The 20,803-nt window shown below is 45.8% G+C and carries 18 protein-coding genes and 1 other RNA gene; 17 read left to right on the top strand and 2 right to left on the bottom strand.

Going from position 1 to position 20,803, the window contains the following annotated elements; all coding sequences use genetic code 11:
* Positions 1 to 10: 10 nt before the first annotated feature.
* Positions 11 to 1,531, bottom strand: coding sequence for a threonine ammonia-lyase, biosynthetic (ilvA, locus tag ICN41_RS06080; RefSeq protein ID WP_216291998.1), 1,521 nt, complete (start codon positions 1,529 to 1,531; stop codon positions 11 to 13).
* A gap of 134 nt (positions 1,532 to 1,665) precedes the next feature.
* Between ilvA and ICN41_RS06075 the strand changes: the two genes are divergently transcribed.
* The 13 genes from ICN41_RS06075 (at position 1,666) to rnpB (ending at position 17,493) form a co-directional block, all read left to right on the top strand.
* Positions 1,666 to 5,505, top strand: a complete 3,840-nt coding sequence (locus ICN41_RS06075; RefSeq protein WP_216291996.1) for a DUF3683 domain-containing protein — start codon at positions 1,666 to 1,668, stop codon at positions 5,503 to 5,505.
* Positions 5,506 to 5,892 carry a gamma-butyrobetaine hydroxylase-like domain-containing protein gene (locus tag ICN41_RS06070; RefSeq protein WP_216291995.1) on the top strand — a complete coding sequence of 129 codons (387 nt, stop codon included), beginning with the start codon at positions 5,506 to 5,508 and terminating at the stop codon, positions 5,890 to 5,892. It begins immediately after the preceding gene.
* Positions 5,892 to 6,635, top strand: coding sequence for a bifunctional demethylmenaquinone methyltransferase/2-methoxy-6-polyprenyl-1,4-benzoquinol methylase UbiE (ubiE, locus tag ICN41_RS06065; RefSeq protein ID WP_216291993.1), 744 nt, complete (start codon positions 5,892 to 5,894; stop codon positions 6,633 to 6,635). The genes ICN41_RS06070 and ubiE overlap by 1 nt, the downstream gene beginning before the upstream one ends.
* A gap of 66 nt (positions 6,636 to 6,701) precedes the next feature.
* Complete coding sequence (locus ICN41_RS06060) at positions 6,702 to 7,616, top strand: Tim44 domain-containing protein (RefSeq protein ID WP_216291992.1); 915 nt, start codon at positions 6,702 to 6,704, stop codon at positions 7,614 to 7,616.
* Positions 7,617 to 7,669: 53 nt separating this feature from the next.
* Positions 7,670 to 8,290 (top strand): SCP2 domain-containing protein, encoded by a 621-nt coding sequence (locus ICN41_RS06055; RefSeq protein ID WP_216291990.1) that lies wholly within the window; start codon positions 7,670 to 7,672, stop codon positions 8,288 to 8,290.
* A 3-nt stretch (positions 8,291 to 8,293) separates the two neighbouring features.
* Entirely contained in the window at positions 8,294 to 9,880 is a 1,587-nt protein-coding gene (gene ubiB, locus ICN41_RS06050) for a ubiquinone biosynthesis regulatory protein kinase UbiB (RefSeq protein ID WP_370629104.1), read from the top strand.
* Positions 9,881 to 9,932: 52 nt separating this feature from the next.
* Positions 9,933 to 10,586, top strand: a complete 654-nt coding sequence (locus ICN41_RS06045; RefSeq protein WP_216291988.1) for a DUF502 domain-containing protein — start codon at positions 9,933 to 9,935, stop codon at positions 10,584 to 10,586.
* Between the two features lie 15 nt (positions 10,587 to 10,601).
* A complete protein-coding gene (gene aspS, locus ICN41_RS06040) occupies positions 10,602 to 12,401 on the top strand; it encodes an aspartate--tRNA ligase (RefSeq protein WP_216291986.1) in 1,800 nt (599 codons plus the stop codon).
* Between the two features lie 21 nt (positions 12,402 to 12,422).
* Positions 12,423 to 12,866 carry a dihydroneopterin triphosphate diphosphatase gene (nudB, locus tag ICN41_RS06035; RefSeq protein WP_216291984.1) on the top strand — a complete coding sequence of 148 codons (444 nt, stop codon included), beginning with the start codon at positions 12,423 to 12,425 and terminating at the stop codon, positions 12,864 to 12,866.
* Between the two features lie 31 nt (positions 12,867 to 12,897).
* The gene (locus ICN41_RS06030) at positions 12,898 to 14,721 is read left to right on the top strand and encodes an ABC transporter ATP-binding protein/permease (protein WP_216291982.1); all 1,824 of its coding nucleotides are present in this window, start codon (positions 12,898 to 12,900) and stop codon (positions 14,719 to 14,721) included.
* A gap of 9 nt (positions 14,722 to 14,730) precedes the next feature.
* Positions 14,731 to 16,062: a glycerate kinase gene (locus ICN41_RS06025; protein ID WP_216291980.1), complete on the top strand. Its 1,332-nt coding sequence runs from the start codon at positions 14,731 to 14,733 to the stop codon at positions 16,060 to 16,062.
* A 1-nt stretch (position 16,063) separates the two neighbouring features.
* On the top strand, positions 16,064 to 17,122 hold the full coding sequence (gene pyrC / locus ICN41_RS06020) for a dihydroorotase (protein WP_216291979.1): 1,059 nt from the start codon (positions 16,064 to 16,066) through the stop codon (positions 17,120 to 17,122).
* Positions 17,123 to 17,186: 64 nt separating this feature from the next.
* Positions 17,187 to 17,493: RNase P RNA component class A (rnpB, locus tag ICN41_RS06015), an RNA gene on the top strand.
* On the opposite strand, the gene ICN41_RS06010 is transcribed toward rnpB, so the two are convergent.
* Complete coding sequence (locus ICN41_RS06010; protein ID WP_216291977.1) at positions 17,494 to 17,916, bottom strand: OsmC family protein; 423 nt, start codon at positions 17,914 to 17,916, stop codon at positions 17,494 to 17,496.
* Positions 17,917 to 18,324: 408 nt separating this feature from the next.
* Here ICN41_RS06010 and rplM point away from each other — a divergent pair, with 408 nt between their 5' ends.
* The 4 genes from rplM (at position 18,325) to erpA (ending at position 20,797) form a co-directional block, all read left to right on the top strand.
* The gene (gene rplM, locus ICN41_RS06005; RefSeq protein ID WP_011903721.1) at positions 18,325 to 18,753 is read left to right on the top strand and encodes a 50S ribosomal protein L13; all 429 of its coding nucleotides are present in this window, start codon (positions 18,325 to 18,327) and stop codon (positions 18,751 to 18,753) included.
* 9 nt (positions 18,754 to 18,762) lie between these two features.
* On the top strand, positions 18,763 to 19,164 hold the full coding sequence (gene rpsI, locus ICN41_RS06000; protein WP_071466175.1) for a 30S ribosomal protein S9: 402 nt from the start codon (positions 18,763 to 18,765) through the stop codon (positions 19,162 to 19,164).
* Between the two features lie 120 nt (positions 19,165 to 19,284).
* Positions 19,285 to 20,343, top strand: a complete 1,059-nt coding sequence (argC, locus tag ICN41_RS05995; protein WP_216292221.1) for an N-acetyl-gamma-glutamyl-phosphate reductase — start codon at positions 19,285 to 19,287, stop codon at positions 20,341 to 20,343.
* Between the two features lie 79 nt (positions 20,344 to 20,422).
* Positions 20,423 to 20,797 carry an iron-sulfur cluster insertion protein ErpA gene (gene erpA, locus ICN41_RS05990; RefSeq protein ID WP_068319574.1) on the top strand — a complete coding sequence of 125 codons (375 nt, stop codon included), beginning with the start codon at positions 20,423 to 20,425 and terminating at the stop codon, positions 20,795 to 20,797.
* Positions 20,798 to 20,803 lie beyond the last annotated feature (6 nt).

Below are 20,803 nucleotides of genomic sequence, written 5' to 3'. Positions count from 1 at the left end.
CGAATTCATCTCATTTTAGAAATAATCGATACGCCGGATTATGGGTTTCATCCCAATGAGGATATCCTAGGGTCGCCAAGAATTTCTGGAATTTTTGCTGTTCGTTCTTGGGTACCTGAATACCAATCAAAATGCGTCCATAGTCAGCGCCGTGATTGCGGTAATGGAACAAACTGATATTCCAGTTAGGCGCCATGCTTGTTAAAAACTTCATCAAAGCACCAGGACGTTCCGGAAACTCAAAGCGGTAAAGTAATTCATCTTTAGCAAGTGCAGAGTGACCACCAACCATATGGCGTAGATGGGACTTAGCTAGCTCATCATGAGTGAGGTCGATAGTTGCAAACTTTGCTTTACGAAAATGCTTCGCAATTGCTTCGCTATCACCAGCCTTTTGAGTACTGATACCAACAAAGATATGGGCTTCACTTTGATCGCCAATGCGATAGTTAAACTCCGTGACATTACGCTTACCTAGTAGCTCGCAAAAGCGTTTAAAAGATCCTCGCTCTTCAGGAATCGTGACAGCAAATACGGCTTCACGGAATTCACCAACATCAGCACGTTCTGCCACAAAACGCAGGCGACTAAAGTTCATGTTGGCGCCGCAAGCAACAGCAACTAATGTCTTCTTCTTAGTGCGATGTTTCTCTACATACTTCTTCATGCCAGCAATAGCTAGGGCGCCTGCAGGCTCAAGAATGCTCCGTGTATCTGTAAAGACGTCGTTGATTGCAGCGCAGATTTCATCGGTATCCACAGTGATGATGTCATCCACTACTTTTTTGCAGATGCGGAAAGTTTCTTTACCAACTAATTTGACTGCAGTACCGTCAGAGAACAAACCCACATCTTTCATTTCAATGCGCTTGTTTGCTTTGAGTGAGCGTTTCATGGCATCAGAATCTGAGGCCTGCACACCGATCACTTTTGTCTTAGGACTAACTGCTTTGACATATTCGCCAATACCAGCAATGAGACCGCCACCGCCAATGGCAACAAAGACGGCTTCAATAGGTTCTTGGTATTGCTGAAAAATTTCTTGAGCGATTGTTCCTTGACCTGCAATGACATCAGGATCATCAAAGGGATGCACAAAGGTCAGTCCACGTTTTTTCTCTAAAAGCTCAGCATGCTTAAAGGCATCACTATAAGACTCTCCATGCAGGATCACCTCTACCCAAGAGCCCCCACGGGCTTTGACAGCATCGATTTTGACGCTTGGAGTCGTTACCGGCATCACTATGACGGCCTTGCATTTCATTTTGGAGGCAGAAAGGGCTACCCCTTGGGCATGATTGCCTGCTGAAGCTGCGATTACCCCGCGTTTCAGAGCCTCAGGACTTAAATGGGCCATTTTGTTATAGGCGCCACGCAGTTTGAAGGAAAAAACCGGCTGGTTATCCTCTCTTTTCAGCAAAACCTGATTACCTAAGCGCTTACTGAGTTCGGGGGCTAGTTGGAGCTCAGTTTCTCTAGCCACGTCATAGACGCGAGCCGATAAAATTTTCTTTAGATAGTTCGTTGCCATCCGATGAGCGTACCACGGATGAGCTCTAAGCCCTTAGTTTTGCAAGGGTTTATGTCTTTAGCCAACAACTTTCTGTGTTTCCTGCCACTATCAGCTTTGCTCTATTAAAATGCTTATTTATCAAATATGTCGCTATGAATGCACCATTGGCTTTGAACCAGTTGTTGGACGCTGAAGCGGGCTTCCCCCGTTTGCGTGAGATTCCTTACAACTACACCTCCTTTTCTGACAAAGAAATTGTGATTCGCCTATTAGGTGAGGAGTCATGGCGCGTATTGAATAATCTGCGCGGTGTCCGCCGTACTGGCCGATCTGCCCGAATGTTGTTTGAAATCTTGGGTGATATTTGGGTCGTCCAGCGCAATCCATTTCTCCAAGACGATTTATTGGATAACGCCAAGCGTCGCCAACAACTGATTGATGCTTTATGGCATCGTTTGGGCGAGGTCAAAAAGCGTAATGCGGGTGAGTCGGCTGATCAGGTTGAGATTCTCTTAGCTGCTGCTTACCGCGCTATCGAAAACTTTGAAAATGGTTTTAAGGAAGTCGAAAAAATTCGCAAGCGGGCTTTGAAAGATTTAGGCCGCCACACTGCCAAAGACAATATTTGTTTTGATGGTGTCTCACGTGCTGCTCATGTGACTGATGCTACTGACTGGCGCGTTGAATTTCCGCTGGTCGTTTTGAAGCCGGATTATGAATCCGAGATTCCAGGCTTGGTAAAAGCTTGCGTAGAGTTAGGTCTCACTATTATTCCTCGTGGAGGTGGCACTGGTTATACCGGCGGCGCAATTCCTCTCTATGCCATGTCAGCAGTAATTAACACCGAAAAGTTAGAGAACATCGGTGGCGTAAAGACTATGCATTTGCCTGGCGTAGCACACGAAGTGCCAACCATCTTTACTGGTGCTGGGGTAGTTACCCGCCGCGTCGCAGATGCTGCAGAGCATGCTGGGCTTGTGTTTGCGGTTGATCCTACATCGGCAGATGCTAGCTGTATCGGCGGAAATATCGCCATGAATGCGGGCGGCAAGAAAGCAGTTTTGTGGGGTACCGCTTTAGATAATTTGGCTAGCTGGCGTATGGTAGATCCCGAAGGAAATTGGTTAGATATTGAGCGTCTGGATCACAACCTCGGGAAAATTCATGAAGTAGATGTGGTTCGCTTTCAGTTAACTTGGTCTGATGGATTGAGTGAACCTGGTCAACGTATTTTGAAAACAGAATTACTTGAAGTAGAAGGTAAGCGTTTTCGTAAAGAAGGTTTAGGCAAAGACGTTACTGATAAATTTTTATCAGGTTTACCTGGCGTGCAAAAAGAAGGTTGTGATGGTCTGATTACCAGTGCAACCTGGATCTTGCATCGCATGCCTAAATTTATGCGCACCGTTTGTTTGGAATTTTTTGGTCAAGCGCGCGACGCTATTCCGAGCATTGTAGAAATCAAGGCTTACCTCGATGGCTTGAGCAAACAGGGCGGCCCTATTTTGGCTGGCCTCGAGCATTTAGATGATCGCTATCTCAGGGCGGTGGGTTATTCCACCAAATCCAAGCGAAATAGTTTGCCTAAGATGGTATTGATTGGTGATATTGCAGGCGATGATGAAGAGGCTGTCGCAGCAGCAACGAGTGAAGTTGTACGCATGGCTAACTTGCGTGTTGGAGAGGGCTTTGTTGCTGTAAGTGCTGACGCTCGGAAGAAATTCTGGTTGGATCGTGCGCGTACTGCCGCCATTGCCCGCCATACCAATGCTTTTAAGATTAATGAAGATGTGGTGATTCCTTTGCCGCGCATGGGTGAATACACCGATGGCATTGATCGCATCAATATTGAGCTATCACTTAAAAATAAGCTTCAAGTACTTGATGGCCTAGAGGCATTCTTGGGTAAGAGTGCATTACCGCTTGGTAAGGGCGATGAAGACTATGAGATTCCGACGGCTGAGATCTTAGGCGACCGAGTTCAGCAGGCTCTTGAGTTAATTGAGAATGTTCGTCAGCGTTGGGCTGAGTGGCTTACTCAGATGGATGTCTATTTCCCGCAGTTACAAAATCACTCTTTACGTGCCTCGTGGAAAGAGGAAATTCGTGCTGAGCTACGGATTATTTTTGGCGGATTAGCATTTGAGCCTATTCTCAATGAGCTTGAGGCGATTCATAAAAAGATATTGCGTAAGCGCGTTTTTGTTGCACTCCATATGCATGCTGGTGATGGAAATGTACACACCAATATTCCCGTGAACTCAGATGACTATGAGATGTTGCAAGACGCACATCATTCTGTTGATCGCATCATGAAGCTTGCACGCTCTTTGGATGGTGTGATTTCTGGTGAGCACGGCATCGGTATTACCAAGCTGGAATATCTCACTGAAGATGAATTGAAAGATTTCCGTAGCTATAAGAATCGGGTAGATCCAGAAGGTCGTTTTAACAAGGGTAAATTAATGCCACATGCTGATCTCAGCATGGCATATACACCTAGCTTTGGCTTGATGGGTCATGAATCTATCATCATGCAGCAAAGTGATATTGGCGCTATTGCCGATAGCGTGAAAGATTGCTTACGTTGCGGAAAATGCAAGCCAGTTTGCTCTACCCATGTACCCCGAGCTAATTTACTTTATAGCCCGCGCGACAAAATTTTGGCGACTTCATTGTTGATTGAGGCCTTCTTATACGAAGAACAAACACGACGTGGCGTTTCAATTCGTCATTGGGAAATGTTTGATGATGTAGCTGCGCATTGCACGGTTTGTCATAAATGCTTAACGCCTTGCCCAGTCAAAATTGACTTTGGTGATGTGACGATGAATATGCGTAACCTCTTGCGCAAGATGGGCCAGCAGCGTTTCAATCCCGGAACAGCAGCATCCATGTTCTTCCTGAATGCCACAAGTCCTGAATCTATTCATCTTGCTCGCAAGACAATGATTGGATGGGGTTATAAGTTGCAGCGTTTAGGCAATGATGTTCTGCGTAAATTTGCAAAACAGCAGACTGCGCACCCACCCGCAACAGTTGGGAAGCCAAATATTAAAGAGCAAGTCATCTTCTTCGTAAATAAGAAAATGCCTGGCAATCTTCCTAAGAAAACTGCACGGGCTTTACTCGATATTGAAGATGCGAACTATGTTCCCATTATTCGTGATCCCAAGACGACTTCTGCAGATACTGAGGCAGTCTTTTATTTCCCTGGTTGTGGATCTGAGCGTCTGTTTTCCCAAGTAGGTTTAGCAACTCAGGCCATGTTGTGGAACGTTGGGGTTCAGACAGTATTGCCGCCTGGCTATTTATGTTGTGGTTACCCTCAGCGTGGTAACGGTGACTTTGATAAAGCCGAGAAAATGATTACGGATAATCGGGTCTTATTCCATCGCGTAGCCAATACCTTGAACTACTTGGATATCAAGACTGTGGTTGTTTCTTGTGGAACTTGTTATGACCAACTCGCTGGCTATCAGTTTGAACAGATCTTCCCAGGTTGCCGAATCATTGATATTCACGAATATCTCTTGGAAAAGGGTGTCAAGCTCTCTGATGTGAGTGGCGTGAAATACATGTATCACGATCCTTGTCATTCACCGATGAAGTTGCAAGATCCAATGAAGACTGTCAATGAACTCATTGGTATGGCAGATGGCAAAGCGATTAAGAAAAATGATCGCTGCTGTGGTGAGTCAGGTACTTTGGCTGTAACCCGTCCAGATATTTCTACTCAAGTGCGCTTTCGTAAGCAAATTGAAATGGAAAAAGCTGCAACTGATTTGCGCAAGGATGACTTTACGGGCGATGTGAAGGTATTAACAAGTTGCCCTTCTTGTTTGCAAGGATTGACTCGCTTTGATGCCGATAGTGACACCACTGCAGATTACATCGTGGTTGAAATGGCTCAGAAATTACTGGGTCAAAACTGGATGCAAGATTATGTGGAAAAAGCAAACCAAGGTGGTATCGAAAGGGTATTGGTTTAAATGATTCCTAATAACGTGGTAGTTCATCAGCAGTCCAAAGTATTGGAGCTCTCCTACGAGGATGGCAATACCTACCGCCTTCCTTTTGAGTTACTGCGTGTTTTATCCCCCTCTGCAGAAGTGCAGGGCCATGGGCCTGGCCAGGAAACCCTTCAGACTGGTAAGCGTGAGGTACTCATTGCAAACCTGGAGCCTGTTGGCCATTACGCCTTAAAGCCCAGTTTTTCTGACGGGCATGATTCAGGTCTATATTCTTGGGATTTTTTGCGTTTCTTGTGTGAAAACCAAGATCAGTTATGGAAAGAGCATTTGGATAAATTAGCTGCGGCTGGTTTGGATCGAGATGCGCCCATGACCAGCGCAGGCCATTCTTGTGGAAGTCATTAATGAGTAAAACCCACTTCGGTTATCAAAGTGTTGATGAGGCTGAAAAAGCCGACAAGGTTGCCGAGGTCTTTCATTCGGTTGCGAGTAAATATGACGTGATGAATGACTTCATGTCATTTGGCCTACATCGTGTTTGGAAAAAAATCACTATTGCTCGTGCGCAAGTACGTCCTGGACAAAAGGTCTTAGACATTGCTGGCGGTACAGGCGATTTGGCAGCAGCTTTTGCTAAGGCGGCCCAATGGGGTAGTAATGCAGATGCTCAGGTGTGGTTGAGCGACATTAATGCATCCATGCTGGGGGTAGGTCGTGATCGCCTGCTGGATCGCGGTATGGCCTTGCCTTGTGTTCAATTCGACGCAGAACAAATTCCTTTCCCCGCCAATCATTTTGATGTGGTGACAGTGGCATTTGGTCTTCGTAATATGACCCATAAGGAAGTGGCTTTGGGGGAGATGTTGCGGGTGATCAAACCTGGCGGCCGGGTTCTTGTATTGGAGTTCTCGAAGCCGGATGCCTTTTTGCAGTCGGCTTATGATGCTTATTCATTTAAGGTGCTTCCCTGGTTGGGTGAGAAAATTGCCCAAGATTCTGAAAGTTATCGTTATTTAGCGGAATCCATCCGAATGCACCCTGATGCGCAGGCCTTGAAAGAGATCATGCTGGGGGTAGGTTTTGATGAGGTAGAAACCCATAGAATGACTGGGGGTATTGTTGCTTTGCATATTGGTATTAAATACTGATAGTTATCTAGTTTTTAAAGTTTTAAAAACTCAAGAGTTAAAGAAGTTACTAGGGGGTAAATGAATATGAACAAACATTTTTTTAAAGCTGTTTTATTGAGCGTGAGCTTAGTTTTTGCTTCAGTAGGTCATGTAGAGGCAGCTCGCTTGGGCGGCGGTAAAAGTATTGGCAAGGCGCCAAGCGCTCCGATTCAGAAGCAAGCTACGCCAGCGCAAAAACCTGCTCAACAAGCTCAGCCAGCGGCACCCGCTGCAGCCCCAACACCGGCAGCTGCACCTAGTCGCTTTGGTGGCATGGGTGGAATCTTGGGTGGTTTAGCGGCAGGACTTGGAATTGGTTATTTGCTCTCACATTTTGGTTTGGGTGAAGCAGCCTCTTCATTTGTGACAGGCTTATTGATTGCTCTGCTCGTAGGCTTTGCAATTATGTTTGTTATCAGAAGATTGCTTCCTGCAATGTCAGGAGCTGGTCGTAACGCCAATATTCCGATGACTGGTATGCAACGTACCGCGCAAGAGCAGGCACCGCGCCAGGAGCCAGCATTTAATCCTGCTGCTAGTGCCTTTGGCGCTATAAGCCCTGAGCCTGATCGCTTTCAGTCGACTCTCCCACCGGGTTTTGATGAGCAAACCTTTTTGGAAAATGCGAAGCAATATTTTGTTGGCTTGCAAAAAGCATGGGATCAGGGTGATTTAGCTGCTTTGCGCGAATTCACGACCCCGGAAATGTTTGCCACGATTCAGCAGGATTTGGCTGGTCGCACTGATGGCTCTAATCAGACAGACGTTATCAGCATTCAGGCAAGCCTCTTAGGCATTGAGACAAATGATGCGCACTATTACTGCAGCATTCAGTTCGGCGGCATGATTCGTGAGCAGCCTGGAGCAGCTGCAACTGAGTTCTCTGAAATCTGGAATCTCAGCAAGCCAGTAGAAGGCCCTGGAGGCTGGGTACTGGCGGGTATCTCCCAGTTGGTTTAAGCTTGAGGCAGTTTCCATTGGAAAACCCGCACTAGTGCGGGTTTTTTACACTCATGAACACAACTTTTTCATCTACCCATACGATTGCTGCTGGTGCTATGTGCCGGGGGATTAATCACGTACTGGGTAGTGAGCCTTGGGCAATGGGGCAGCTGTCTAAGCATGCTGGTAAATCGATTCTGCTTCAGCTTCCTCTTGGTGACCTGTGTTGTGAGATTACCCCTGCAGGTTTGTTGCACGTTCTCAAGGATTCTGATTCACCGTCATTGACTCTAGAGCTCTCTAGTAAAGCTTTGAATGATTTAGCGGGCAGCTCTGGAAGTTTGCGTGAGCAAGCATTTAAAGCAGTCAAAATTACTGGTGATGCAGACTTAGCGCAATTAATAGGTCGTCTAGCTGGACAATTGCGCTGGGAATATGAGGAGGATTTAGCGCGCATCGTCGGTGATGCTCCAGCCCATTTCGCTGTAAAGCAAGGTAAGAAGTTTGTCTCTGCTACGCATTCAGCAGCTAGTGATTTACTTGATAATGTTGTTGAGTATCTCAGTGAAGAAAAGAAAGTGCTGCTTCACCAACGCGACATGGTAATTCGTAAATCCGAGTTAAATGATTTGCGGGATGCGGTAGATCGGATGGAAAAAAGAATTCAACTCTTAGAGCAAAAGGCTAAATAAATCGTGCGTCGAATTGCTCGTCTTTGCTATATCTTCTTTACCGCATGGCGCTTTGGCTTATTGCCGCTGTTACGTGATTTATTAAAGCCAGGCATTCGCCGTAGCTTGTTAAGTATTCTGTGTTGGATTTCACCCGGCAAACATTTGCCAAGAGGGGAGCGTATTCGCTTAACTCTGGAAGCGCTGGGCCCCATTTTTGTGAAGTTTGGTCAAGTACTTTCTACCCGTCGTGATTTATTGCCAGAAGATATTGCCAATGAGTTAGCAAAGCTGCAGGACCAAGTTCCACCATTTTCAAATGAAGAGTCCCGTCGCTTAATCGAGGAAGCTCTTGGGGAATCGATTGAGCAGGTCTTTGTTAGCTTTGACGCCACACCAGTGGCTAGCGCGTCTGTTGCACAAGTGCATTTTGGAGTTTTGCGAGCTACTGAAAAACATCCCGAATGGGAAGGTCAGGCTGTAGCCATTAAGGTATTGCGTCCAGGCATTCTGCCGGTGATCGATGGAGATTTGGCTTTGATGTATGACTTAGCCAAAATTATCGAAAAGAGCTCCGAGGATGGACGTCGATTAAAGCCACGCGAGAACGTTTCAGAATTCGATACTTATTTACACGATGAATTGGATCTGATGCGTGAAGCAGCGAATGCAAGTCAATTGCGTCGTTACTTTATTGACTCTACCAAGCTCATGATTCCAGAAATGTATTGGGATTTATGTCATACCAACGTCATCGTGATGCAGAGAATGTATGGCATCTCTATTGGCCGCACTGCAGAGTTACGTGCGGCAGGTGTGGACTTTAAAAAACTAGCAGCTGACGGCGTTGAAATATTTTTTACACAAGTATTTGAATACGGCTTTTTCCACGCAGACATGCACCCAGGCAATATCATGATTAGCTTGGAGCCTGATACTTTTGGTCGCTTCATTTCGCTTGATTTTGGAATTGTTGGTGCCCTCAGCGAATCAGATAAAAATTATTTAGCTCTGAATTTCTTGGCTTTCTTTAATCGCGACTACCGTCGTGTAGCTGAGTTGCACATAGAGTCTGGATGGGTTCCAGCTGAAACACGTGTAGAAGAATTAGAGGGGGCTGTTAGGGCTGTTTGTGAACCCTATTTTGATCGTCCACTGAAAGAAATTTCCCTGGGTATTGTGTTGATGCGCCTATTCCAGACCTCGCGCCGTTTTAAGGTCGAAATTCAGCCTCAACTGACTTTGCTACAAAAAACCCTCTTAAATGTTGAAGGTCTCGCCCGCGAACTTGATCCTGATTTGGATCTTTGGAAGACTGCTAAGCCGATCTTGGAGAAGTGGGTCGATAAGCAGCTCGGATTCCGCGGCTTGATTGATGGTTTAAAGGCTGAAGCACCAATGTGGGCCAAAATCTTGCCTACCCTACCGCGTTTACTGGCTGATAGTCTTGCGAAGGCAAGAATTCAGCAAAAGGACAATGGCGGTGAATTGGAGGTCCTGAAGGCCCTTTTGGTCCAAGAAAGGCGCACTCATCGCCTATTGGTAGGGGCTTTGCTCTTTGCGGGGGGCTTTTTGGTGGGAATTTTGATCATTCGCCTCGGTATTTATTAAGCTCTCGCTACTGAGGCGCCTAAACCGCTAAAATAGCGGGTTAGGCGGATACATGAAAAAATACTTTATTGCTGGCATCTTGGTTTGGGCACCATTGGCTATCACCATTTGGGTGATTTCCTGGGGCTTAGGCTTACTCGACGGCGTTTTTGGTTCAGTGATGCACGCAATGATTGTTGTGCTTCCGAATAGCGCTGCCTCTGATATGCAGCACTTTCGCGATATTCCCGGTGTTGGAATATTGATTGTGATTGCTGTCATTATGGTGACGGGTGTAGTCGCTATTAGCTTTGCAGGTCAATGGTGGCTTAAGGTATGGGATAAGCTGGTTAATCGCATTCCGATTGTTCGCTCTATTTACTCTAGCGTTCAGCAAGTTTCATCCACTTTATTTTCTGGCAGCGGTCAGGCGTTTAGTAAGGCTTTATTGATTCGTTATCCACATGCAGACTCTTGGGTTATCGCCTTTCAGACCGGTATGCCTGCCAAAGAAGTGACTGCGAAGTTGGGCGAAGATTACGTCAACGTATTTTTGCCAACCACTCCAAATCCTACCTCTGGTTTTTTCATGATCGTGCCACGTGCACAAACTATTGAATTAGAGATGAGCGTTGAAGAAGCATTGAAACATATCGTTTCGATGGGGTCTGTACCGCCTAATAGTTCTAGTGGAACACCTGCAATTGGGTCTCCACACCATTCTTGATTTATAGGAAATTTTATGTCGATGCGAAGTCATACCTGTGGACAGGTAACCGATTCACTGATTGGTCAAGAAGTTACTCTCTCTGGATGGGTGAATCGTCGCCGTGACCATGGTGGCGTTATCTTTATTGACTTGCGTGACCGTGAAGGTTTTGTTCAGGTAGTCTGCGATCCTGATCGCCCAGAAATGTTTGCGCTTGCTGAGCAAGTGCGTAATGAGTTTTGTATTCAGATTAAAGGCTTAGTACGGGCACGTCCTGCTGGTACCGAGAACAACGATTTGGTTAGCGGTAAGGTAGAAATTCTTTGTCATAGCTTAGTCATTCTCAATGCCTCTATCACGCCCCCATTTCAATTGGATGATGAAAATTTATCTGAGACTACCCGTTTAACTCACCGCGTATTGGATTTACGTCGTCCACAAATGCAAAAGAATTTGCGTTTGCGTTACAACGTGGCGATGGAGTGCCGTCGTTATTTAGACGATGCGGGTTTTATCGATATCGAAACACCAATGTTGACCAAGAGTACTCCAGAGGGTGCGCGTGACTATCTCGTTCCTTCACGAGTACATGACGGTCAATTCTTTGCCTTGCCGCAATCTCCGCAACTTTTTAAACAGTTGTTGATGGTGGCTGGTTTTGATCGTTACTATCAAATTACGAAATGTTTCCGCGATGAAGATTTGCGTGCAGATCGCCAGCCTGAATTTACTCAGATTGACTGTGAAACTGCCTTCTTAAGTGAAATAGAAATTCGTGATCTTTTCGAAAACATGATCCGTCATATTTTCAAGAAGACGATGAATGTGGAGTTGCCTAACCCATTCCCAACAATGCCTTATTCAGAAGGCATGGCGCGTTTTGGGTCCGATAAGCCTGATTTACGTGTGAATTTTGAGTTCACTGAATTAACCGATCTCATGAAAGACGTTGATTTCAAAGTGTTCTCTGGCGCTGCAAACCAAGATGGTGGTCGTGTGGTTGGTTTATGCGTTCCCGGTGGTGCAGAAATCAGTCGTAGCGAAATCGATGACTACACCCAATTCGTCAGCATTTACGGCGCCAAAGGTTTAGCCTGGATCAAGGTGAACTCGGTTGCAGAAGGCCGTAATGGCTTGCAATCGCCGATCGTGAAGAATTTACATGATGCTGCTATTGAAGGCATCCTGAAGCGCACTGGTGCAAAAGATGGCGACATCATTTTCTTTGGCGCTGATAAAGAAAAAGTAGTGAATGATGCTATTGGTAACTTGCGCTTACGTATTGGTCATTCTGCTTGGGGTAAAGCCCACGGCCTCTTTACCGAAGCTTGGAAGCCGCTATGGGTGGTTGATTTCCCAATGTTTGATTACGATGAAGGTGAAGCCCGTTGGGTTGCTTGCCATCATCCGTTCACCAGCCCTAAAGATGAGCATATGAAGTACCTAGAGTCCGATCCTGGTAAATGTTTGGCTAAAGCCTATGACATGGTGCTCAATGGCAGCGAAATTGGTGGTGGTTCTGTTCGTATTCACCAAGAAGCTGTTCAGAGTCAGGTGTTCCGGGCTCTAAAAATTGGTGCTGAAGAAGCGCAAGCCAAGTTTGGTTTCTTGTTGGATGCTTTGCAATATGGCGCTCCTCCACATGGCGGTATTGCATTCGGCTTAGACCGTATTGTCACCATGATGACTGGTGCTGAATCGATTCGTGATGTCATCGCCTTCCCTAAGACCCAACGTGCACAGTGCTTGCTAACTCAAGCGCCTAGCCCAGTAGATGAGCGTCAGCTACGCGAGTTACACATCCGTTTGCGCCAAGCTGCACCAGCCGCCTAAGTAAACTCAGTAGTACCTATCTTGAAAATCCCTATTTCGGTTTTAGTTGTTATCTATAAATCGAATAGGGATGTTTTATTAATTGAGCGCGCAGATCGCGAAGGTTTTTGGCAGTCGGTGACTGGTAGCCTAGATGCACCCGATGAAGATCTTGCCCTGGCTGCTGCCCGAGAGGTCTTTGAAGAAACAGGCATTGCAGTAGATCAACTACCACCGGGTGCATTAAGCAATATGCATCACCAAATTGAATATGAAATCTATCCTACCTGGCGCTTTCGTTACGCACCAGGCGTGACGCGCAATATTGAGCATTGGTTCTCGCTGGAAGTTCCGGATGATGTTCAAATTCTGCTCGCTCCCAGAGAGCATGTGGCCTATCAATGGTTGCCGTATCAGGAGGCAGCCAAGCAATGTTTTTCCCCTAGCAATGGTGAAGCGATTCTGAAATTATTTTCAGCACAATGAGTGCTGCGTATTTTAGGAATAAGATAGAACGATGAGACATTCATCGGGCCACCATCACAGTACTTCAGATTCAAAAACACCCCAAAGAGGCGATTGGCGTGTCATACGTGACCTCTTGCCCTATCTTTTAGAGTATCGCTTTAGAGTAGTTTTGGCTTTGACTTGCTTGATTGCAGCCAAGTTTGCCAATCTGGGGATTCCTATTCTGATGAAGGATTTAATTGACTCCTTGGATATCAAGGCGAGCTCTCCCCAAGCCTTACTGGTTGTGCCGGTAGGCATCATTGTTGGTTATGGCTTATTAAGAATTTCTGCCTCTTTATTTACAGAGTTACGTGAGGCTCTATTTGCACGGGTTACTCAAAATGCAGTTCGTAAAGTTGCCCTACAGGTTTTTGAGCACTTACATTCTTTAGCTCTCAGCTTTCACTTGGCACGTCAAACTGGCGGAGTCAGTCGCGATATTGAACGTGGTACGCGTGGTATTCAATCGCTTATTTCATATTCTCTTTACAGCATTCTGCCAACCTTAATCGAGTTCTGTTTGGTACTGGGATATTTTGCCTATGCATACGATATTTGGTTTGCAGCCATTACATTTACAGCTCTAGTTCTTTATATTATTTTCACGATTGTGGTGACGGAGTGGCGGACTCATTACCGTCGCACGATGAATGATATGGACTCGAAGGCCAATCAAAAGGCTATTGACTCCTTATTAAATTTTGAGACGGTAAAGTATTTTGGTAATGAAGCCTTTGAGGCTAGCCGTTACGATGAAAACTTGCTGCGCTATCAGACAGCAGCAGTGAAATCACAAAAGACCTTAGCGGTTCTCAATTTAGGTCAACAAATCATTATTGCTGTTGGCTTGGTGTTGATTTTATGGCGTGCCACACTGGGGGTCGTTAATGGCTCAATGACCTTAGGTGATCTCGTATTAGTCAATACCTTAATGATTCAACTCTACATTCCACTGAATTTCTTGGGCGTTATCTATCGTGAAATTAAGCAGGCTTTAACGGATATGGATCGCATGTTTTCTTTATTAAATACTGATAAAGAAATTGCTGACTCACCAGATGCCAAAGTATTGCAAATCCATAATCGCGGTTTGGGTCCAGATATTCGATTTGAGCATGTCTCGTTTCACTATGAGAGCAAGCGAGAAATTTTGAGAGATGTGAGCTTTAATATTCCTGCAGGAACTATCACTGCGGTTGTAGGTCAAAGTGGTGCCGGGAAAAGTACCTTGGCTAGATTGCTCTTTCGTTTTTATGATGTGCAGTCAGGTTCCATTTTGATTGATAGTCAAAACATTGAAGATGTGACTCAAGCTAGTCTGCGCAAAGCGATCGGTATCGTGCCACAGGATACGGTGCTCTTTAATGACACCATTGGATATAACATTGCTTACGGCAATCCATCTGCCTCTATTGAAGAGGTGCACGAGGCTGCGAGAGCGGCTCAGATCGATGGCTTTATCAAGCGTTTGCCTGAGGGCTATGAAACCCAAGTCGGTGAGCGAGGATTAAAGCTCTCCGGCGGTGAGAAACAACGGGTTGCCATCGCTAGGACTTTGCTGAAGAAACCTGCAATGCTCATTTTTGATGAGGCTACTTCAGCCTTAGATTCCAAAACAGAACGCGCCTTTCAAGAAGAACTTTTGAGTTTGGCCAAGAATCGCACGACGCTGATCATTGCCCACCGTCTCTCTACCATTGTTCATGCTGATCAAATCTTGGTCATGGAGCATGGACAAATTGTGGAGCGCGGAACCCATCAAGATTTATTAGCAGCTAACGGCCGCTATTTTGAGATGTGGCAAATGCAAGAGCGCGCCGCTCTTGATTAGAATGGGGTAATGAGCTTGTCCTTGACTACTGAATCAATTCTGAAAAATGCTTTTGCAGTAGCGGTGTCTGTGGCAGATCCGCAAGTCATTGTTCCGCAATACCTAGCAAAAATATTTCCAGCCGGGAAAGCGCCAAAAGGGAAATGCTGGGTAGTTGGGGCGGGTAAGGCCAGCGCCTCCATGGCAAGCGCATTAGAGGCGTATGCAAAAACACATTGGCCAGATGTTGTAATCGAAGGTGTAGTGCTTACTCGCTACGGACATAGCTCCCCAACATCCCATATCAATATCATTGAAGCCGGTCACCCTGTGCCTGATCAAGCAGGTATGGATGGTGCTAAAGCAGTCTTGACCATAGCAAATCAATTGCAAGCGGGTGATGTCTTGATTGCCTTGGTATCTGGTGGGGGCTCTAGTTTGTTCACTCTCCCGCAAGAAGGAATCAGTATTGAGGATATGCGTATCACTACTGAAGCGCTTTTACGCAGCGGTGCCCCAATCGAAGAAATGAATGTCGTGCGCAAGCATTTATCGGCAATCTTAGGTGGTAACTTGGCTAGAGTTGCGATTGCACGCGGCGCTCGAGTTGAGGCTTTGCTGATTTCAGATGTGACTGGAGACTCTCCTGCCGATATTGCGAGTGGCCCTTGCGCTGCTGACTACTCAAGCTATTTAGATGCACTCAATATTTTGCAAAAATATAATTTAGATGCATCCTCTATTCCTGTATCCGTATTGGCTCATCTCAAAAAAGGTTTGGCTGGTGAAAAACCAGAAACATTAAAAGATATTGATCTAGTCGATGCGCAAGTAGCTAATCATGTCATTGCTACTGCATATAAGAGCTTAGAGGCTGCAGCAGATTTTGTTCGCTCTCATGGTTATGAGCCGATTATTTTGGGTGACACAATTACTGGAGAAGCTCAAGAGGTGGGGGCTAGTCAGGCAAACATCATTCGTGAGTACTTTAATAAGGGGCTTGATAAACCCTTGGCTCTGATCTCCGGGGGAGAGTGCACGGTTTCGATTCCTGCTGGTGTCAAGGGTCGTGGTGGTCGCTGTAGTGAGTATTTATTGTCTCTTTTTGCTCATACGAAAGATTTGCCACATTTAGCAGGGCTGGCTGCTGATACCGATGGCATAGATGGCAGCGAGAAGAATGCTGGCGCTTGGTTCAATGAGGAAGTTCGCCATCAAAGTCAAATCAAGGGGATTACACCCGAACCCTTCTTAAAAGCGCATGATTGTTACAGCTTCTTTGCAGATTTAGGTGCTTTAGTGGAAACTGGTCCTACACTAACGAATGTGAATGATTTCCGCATCATCTTGCTCAATAAATAATATGTCTAATAGCCCTACTCAAATCCAACTCATTCAGCCAGACGATTGGCATTTGCATATTCGTGATGGCGAGGTGATGAAAGATGTCTTGGCAGATACTGCGCGTCAATTTGCTCGTGCCATCATCATGCCTAATTTAAAGCCACCTGTTACTACAGTGGATTTGGCTAAGGCTTATCAAGGACGTATTCAGGCAAATCTCAAATTATTGGGCTTGACTGGCTTTACCCCATTGATGACTTTGTACCTGACTGACAATACTTCAGCAGATGAAGTACGCAAAGCAAAGGCAGAAGGTATTATTGGCTTTAAGTTGTATCCAGCAGGTGCTACAACCAATAGTGATGCTGGAGTCAGTGATCTGAAGCATTGTGACGCGGCATTAGAGGCTATGCAAGCTATTGGCATGCCACTTTTAGTGCATGGTGAAGTAACGGGCTCTGAGGTTGATATCTTTGATCGTGAAGCAGTTTTCATCGACACCATACTAGAGCCTCTACGAAAAAAATTTCCTGATCTCAAAATCGTGTTTGAGCACATTACCACCAAACAAGCGGCTCACTATGTGCGTGATGCAGTAACTGGTGGAAAAAATACGATAGCAGCAACGATTACTCCTCAGCATTTACTCATGAATCGCAATGCTATTTTTGCTGGCGGTATTCGTCCACACAATTATTGTCTGCCGGTACTAAAGCGTGAAGAGCACCGACTTGCATTAATCGATGTTGCTACCAGTGGCAACCCCCGATTCTTTTTGGGAACCGATAGTGCTCCGCATGCAAAAGGCGCCAAGGAAGCTGCGTGTGGTTGTGCTGGTTGCTATAGCGCTTTCAATGCACTAGGTTTATATGCTGAAGCATTTGAGAGTGTAGGGAAGCTCGATCAATTAGAAGGTTTTGCGAGTTTCTTTGGCCCTGATTTTTATTCATTACCGCGCAACACCAAAAAAATCACTTTAGCCAAGCAAGCTCAGCAGATTCCAGATGAGCTTCCATTGGGCGATGCCACGATTGTTCCGCTACGTGCTGGCGAATCTATCGCCTGGTCTTTGGTTTAACTTCTTCTCACTCCCCTAGTATTTTTCAAACCAAAATTTCCTGACTGCGTTAGACTGCAGGCGCAGAGTCAATTGGGCAATCGCCGCCTCTTTATTGAGGGGGAGGAAAGTCCGGACTCCATAGGGAAGGGTGATGGCTAACGGCCATCCACGGCGACGTGAGGAATAGGGCCACAGAGACGAGCGTATTTAGTTACGGTGAAACGCGGTAACCTCCACTCGGAGCAATCCCAAGTAAGCAGGCGATGAGGCGTCCCGCTGAGTCTGCGGGTAGGGAGCTTGAGCCGTCAGGTAACTGACGGCCTAGAGGAATGATTGCCCCTAGATGCAAATCTAGGCGACAGAATCCGGCTTATCGATTGACTCTGCACTTATTCCGAAACGATATCGATGCTGTAGGTGATTTCAGCCGTCTTGGCGAGCATCGTGGTTGCTGAACAGTACTTATCGTGCGAAAGCTTGACGGCGCGCTCCACTTTGGATCGTTCTAGGTCTTTGCCGGTAACTGTGAAATGTAAATTGATCTTGGTGAAGACTTTAGGCTCTACTTCAGCCCTTTCCGCGACCAATTTGACATCGCAGCCGCTGACAGCTTGTTTGGCGCGCTGTAGGATTAAAACCACATCAAAGGCAGAGCATCCGCCGGTTCCAGCCAAAATCAGCTCCATAGGCCTTGGGGCGCTATTTTGACCGCCTGCATCAGGTGGTCCATCCATTCTGACGGTATGCCCGCTCCCAGTTTCAGCTGAAAAAGCCATTCCGCCATTACCCAACCAAGTTACTCGGCATTCCATATCAATAATTCCTCAATTTAAAAAATAATCAATGATATCAATAGTTTAGATACTGTGCTGATATGAAATTTATTGCATAGCATCATAAAAATCTTGATTTTGGTCAAGATTCTTGCACTGCACCACTTTTTTTGTGTAGAATAACCATATTGGTAGTCAGTCTTATAGAAGACTGCGACTTACCTCCCAGTGTCTCCTCCACCCAAACATAGGTGGATTCCAACCCAGGACTCGTTCCTGGGTTTTTTTTAGGTTACAATTCAAGGCTTTACTGAATTACCGAACCAGTCAGCGGTAATTGTTTTACCAGTGAAATTGCAGAATCTGCGAGCTTGCAAACATAAGCAGGGCCAAAGTGGACGTAGTTTGATTGGAGTAATTTTTTTGACTATAACAATTTGAGAAATCATGAAAACTTTTTCTGCAAAATCCCATGAGGTAGTGCATGAATGGTTCGTGATTGACGCTACGGACAAAGTCCTCGGTCGTGTCGCCAGTGAAGTGGCACTCCGTCTACGCGGCAAGCACAAGCCTGAATACACCCCACACGTTGATACTGGCGACTTTATTGTCGTTATCAATTCTTCTAAGCTGCGTGTTACAGGCACAAAAGGCTTGAACAAAATTTATTACCGTCACAGCGGATACCCAGGTGGTATTAGCTCGACCAACTTCGACAAGATGCAAGACCGTTTCCCAGGTCGTGCCTTGGAGAAGGCTGTGAAGGGTATGTTGCCAAAAGGCCCACTAGGCTATGCCATGATCAAGAAATTGAAAGTCTATGGCGACGCCAATCATCCGCATGCGGCTCAACAGCCAAAAGCGTTAGAGATTTAAGGAAACCAAATGGCTATTAATTACGGAAATTGGAATTACGGTACTGGTCGTCGCAAGAGTTCTGTGGCGCGTGTATTCATTAAATCTGGCAAAGGCGAAATTATCGTTAACGGTAAGCCTATCGATGCTTATTTTGCTCGTGAAACATCCCGCATGATCGCTCGTCAGCCTTTGGCTCTCACAGCCCACTTAACGACCTTTGATATCAAAGTAAACGTTTCTGGTGGCGGTGAAACTGGCCAAGCTGGTGCAGTTCGTCACGGTGTTACTCGTGCATTGATCGACTACGACAACGCTTTGAAGCCAACCCTGTCTAAAGCAGGCTTGGTAACTCGCGATGCTCGTGAAGTTGAGCGTAAAAAGGTTGGTCTGCACGGCGCGCGTCGTCGTAAGCAGTTCAGCAAGCGCTAATTCTTTCAGTCGCTTAAGTTTTATCGAAAGGGTCGCGCAAGCGGCCCTTTTTGTTTCTACAATTGAGGTATTCAGAAGTTTGCAAGAAAACTTCTCATGGTCAGTAATTTGGAGAATGACATGATTAAGGTTGGCATCGTTGGTGGTACTGGTTATACCGGAGTGGAATTGTTGCGTTTATTAGCGCAGCATCCTGAGGTACAAATTGTTGCTATTACTTCTCGGACGGAAGCTGGCATGCCAGTGGCTGAGATGTTTCCATCTTTGCGTGGCCGTGTTGATCTGAAATTCACGACACCCGATGAGTCCAACTTAAATCAATGTGATGTGGTGTTCTTTGCAACTCCTCATGGTGTTGCTATGGCTCAAGCAAAAGAATTGTTAGCGAACAATGTCAAGATTTTGGATTTAGCTGCAGATTTTCGTTTGAAAGATGTCAAAGAATTTGCCAAGTGGTATGGCATGGAGCATAGCTGCCCTGAAATTTTGGCAGAAGCGGTTTATGGTTTAGCAGAGATCAATCGCGATGCGATTAAAAAAGCCCGTATCGTGGGCTTAGCTGGCTGCTATCCAACGTCAGTTCAGTTAGGGCTAGCTCCATTGCTTTCGCCAAAGTCGACTGGTGGCAAGCAGCTCATTGATGGCAATCATATTATTTCGGATTCAAAGTCCGGAACTTCTGGTGCTGGACGTAAAGCAGAGATTGGTACTTTGTTATCTGAAGCTAGTGATAATTTCAAAGCCTATAGCGTCAAAGGCCATCGTCATCTTCCAGAAATTGTTCAGGGTTTAAAGGCAATTGCAGGCCATGATGAGATTGGTCTGACCTTTGTTCCCCATCTCACGCCTATGGTCAGAGGCATTCATTCCACCTTATATGTGCGTCTGACAGATGCTGGTAAGGAAGTGGATTACCAGAAGCTCTATGAAAGCTTTTATAAGGATGAGCCCTTTGTGGATGTAATGCCTGCTGGCAGCCATCCTGAGACCCGTTCTGTTCGGGGAAGTAATGGCATCAGAATAGCCATCCATCGCCCTGGCGGTGGTGATACCTTAGTTATTTTGGTGGTTGAAGATAACTTGGTTAAAGGGGCATCGGGCCAGGGGGTTCAATGCATGAATTTGATGTTTGGCTTGCCTGAAACAACGGGTTTAACCCAAATTGCGGTATCCCCTTAATTCAGCTTAAATGACCCTTCAGCAAGCCGGACATTAAAAGCCTAAAATAAACCATCGTATTTTGAATGAGGAGTACATCATGACCGAATTAGCTACGCAACCTGCACAAGACTTAGCCGAGCCACCAACCCCTTTGGTGTTCACGGATAGCGCTGCTGCCAAAGTGGCTGACTTGATTGCTGAAGAAGGCAATCCAGAGTTAAAGCTCCGCGTATTCGTTCAAGGTGGTGGATGCTCTGGTTTTCAATACGGCTTCACCTTTGATGATGCTGTGAATGAAGATGACACTTTGTTTGAAAAAAATGGCGTAACGCTTTTAGTAGACTCAATGAGCTTCCAATATTTAGTTGGTGCTGAAATTGACTACAAAGAAGACATCAACGGTTCACAGTTTGTGATTAAGAATCCGAATGCACAAACTACTTGTGGTTGTGGTTCTTCTTTCTCTGCTTAAAGAAAA

The organism is Polynucleobacter sp. 15G-AUS-farblos, assembly GCF_018882445.1.
GTDB lineage: Bacteria > Pseudomonadota > Gammaproteobacteria > Burkholderiales > Burkholderiaceae > Polynucleobacter.
This window is presented reverse-complemented; position numbering and strand designations above follow the sequence as displayed.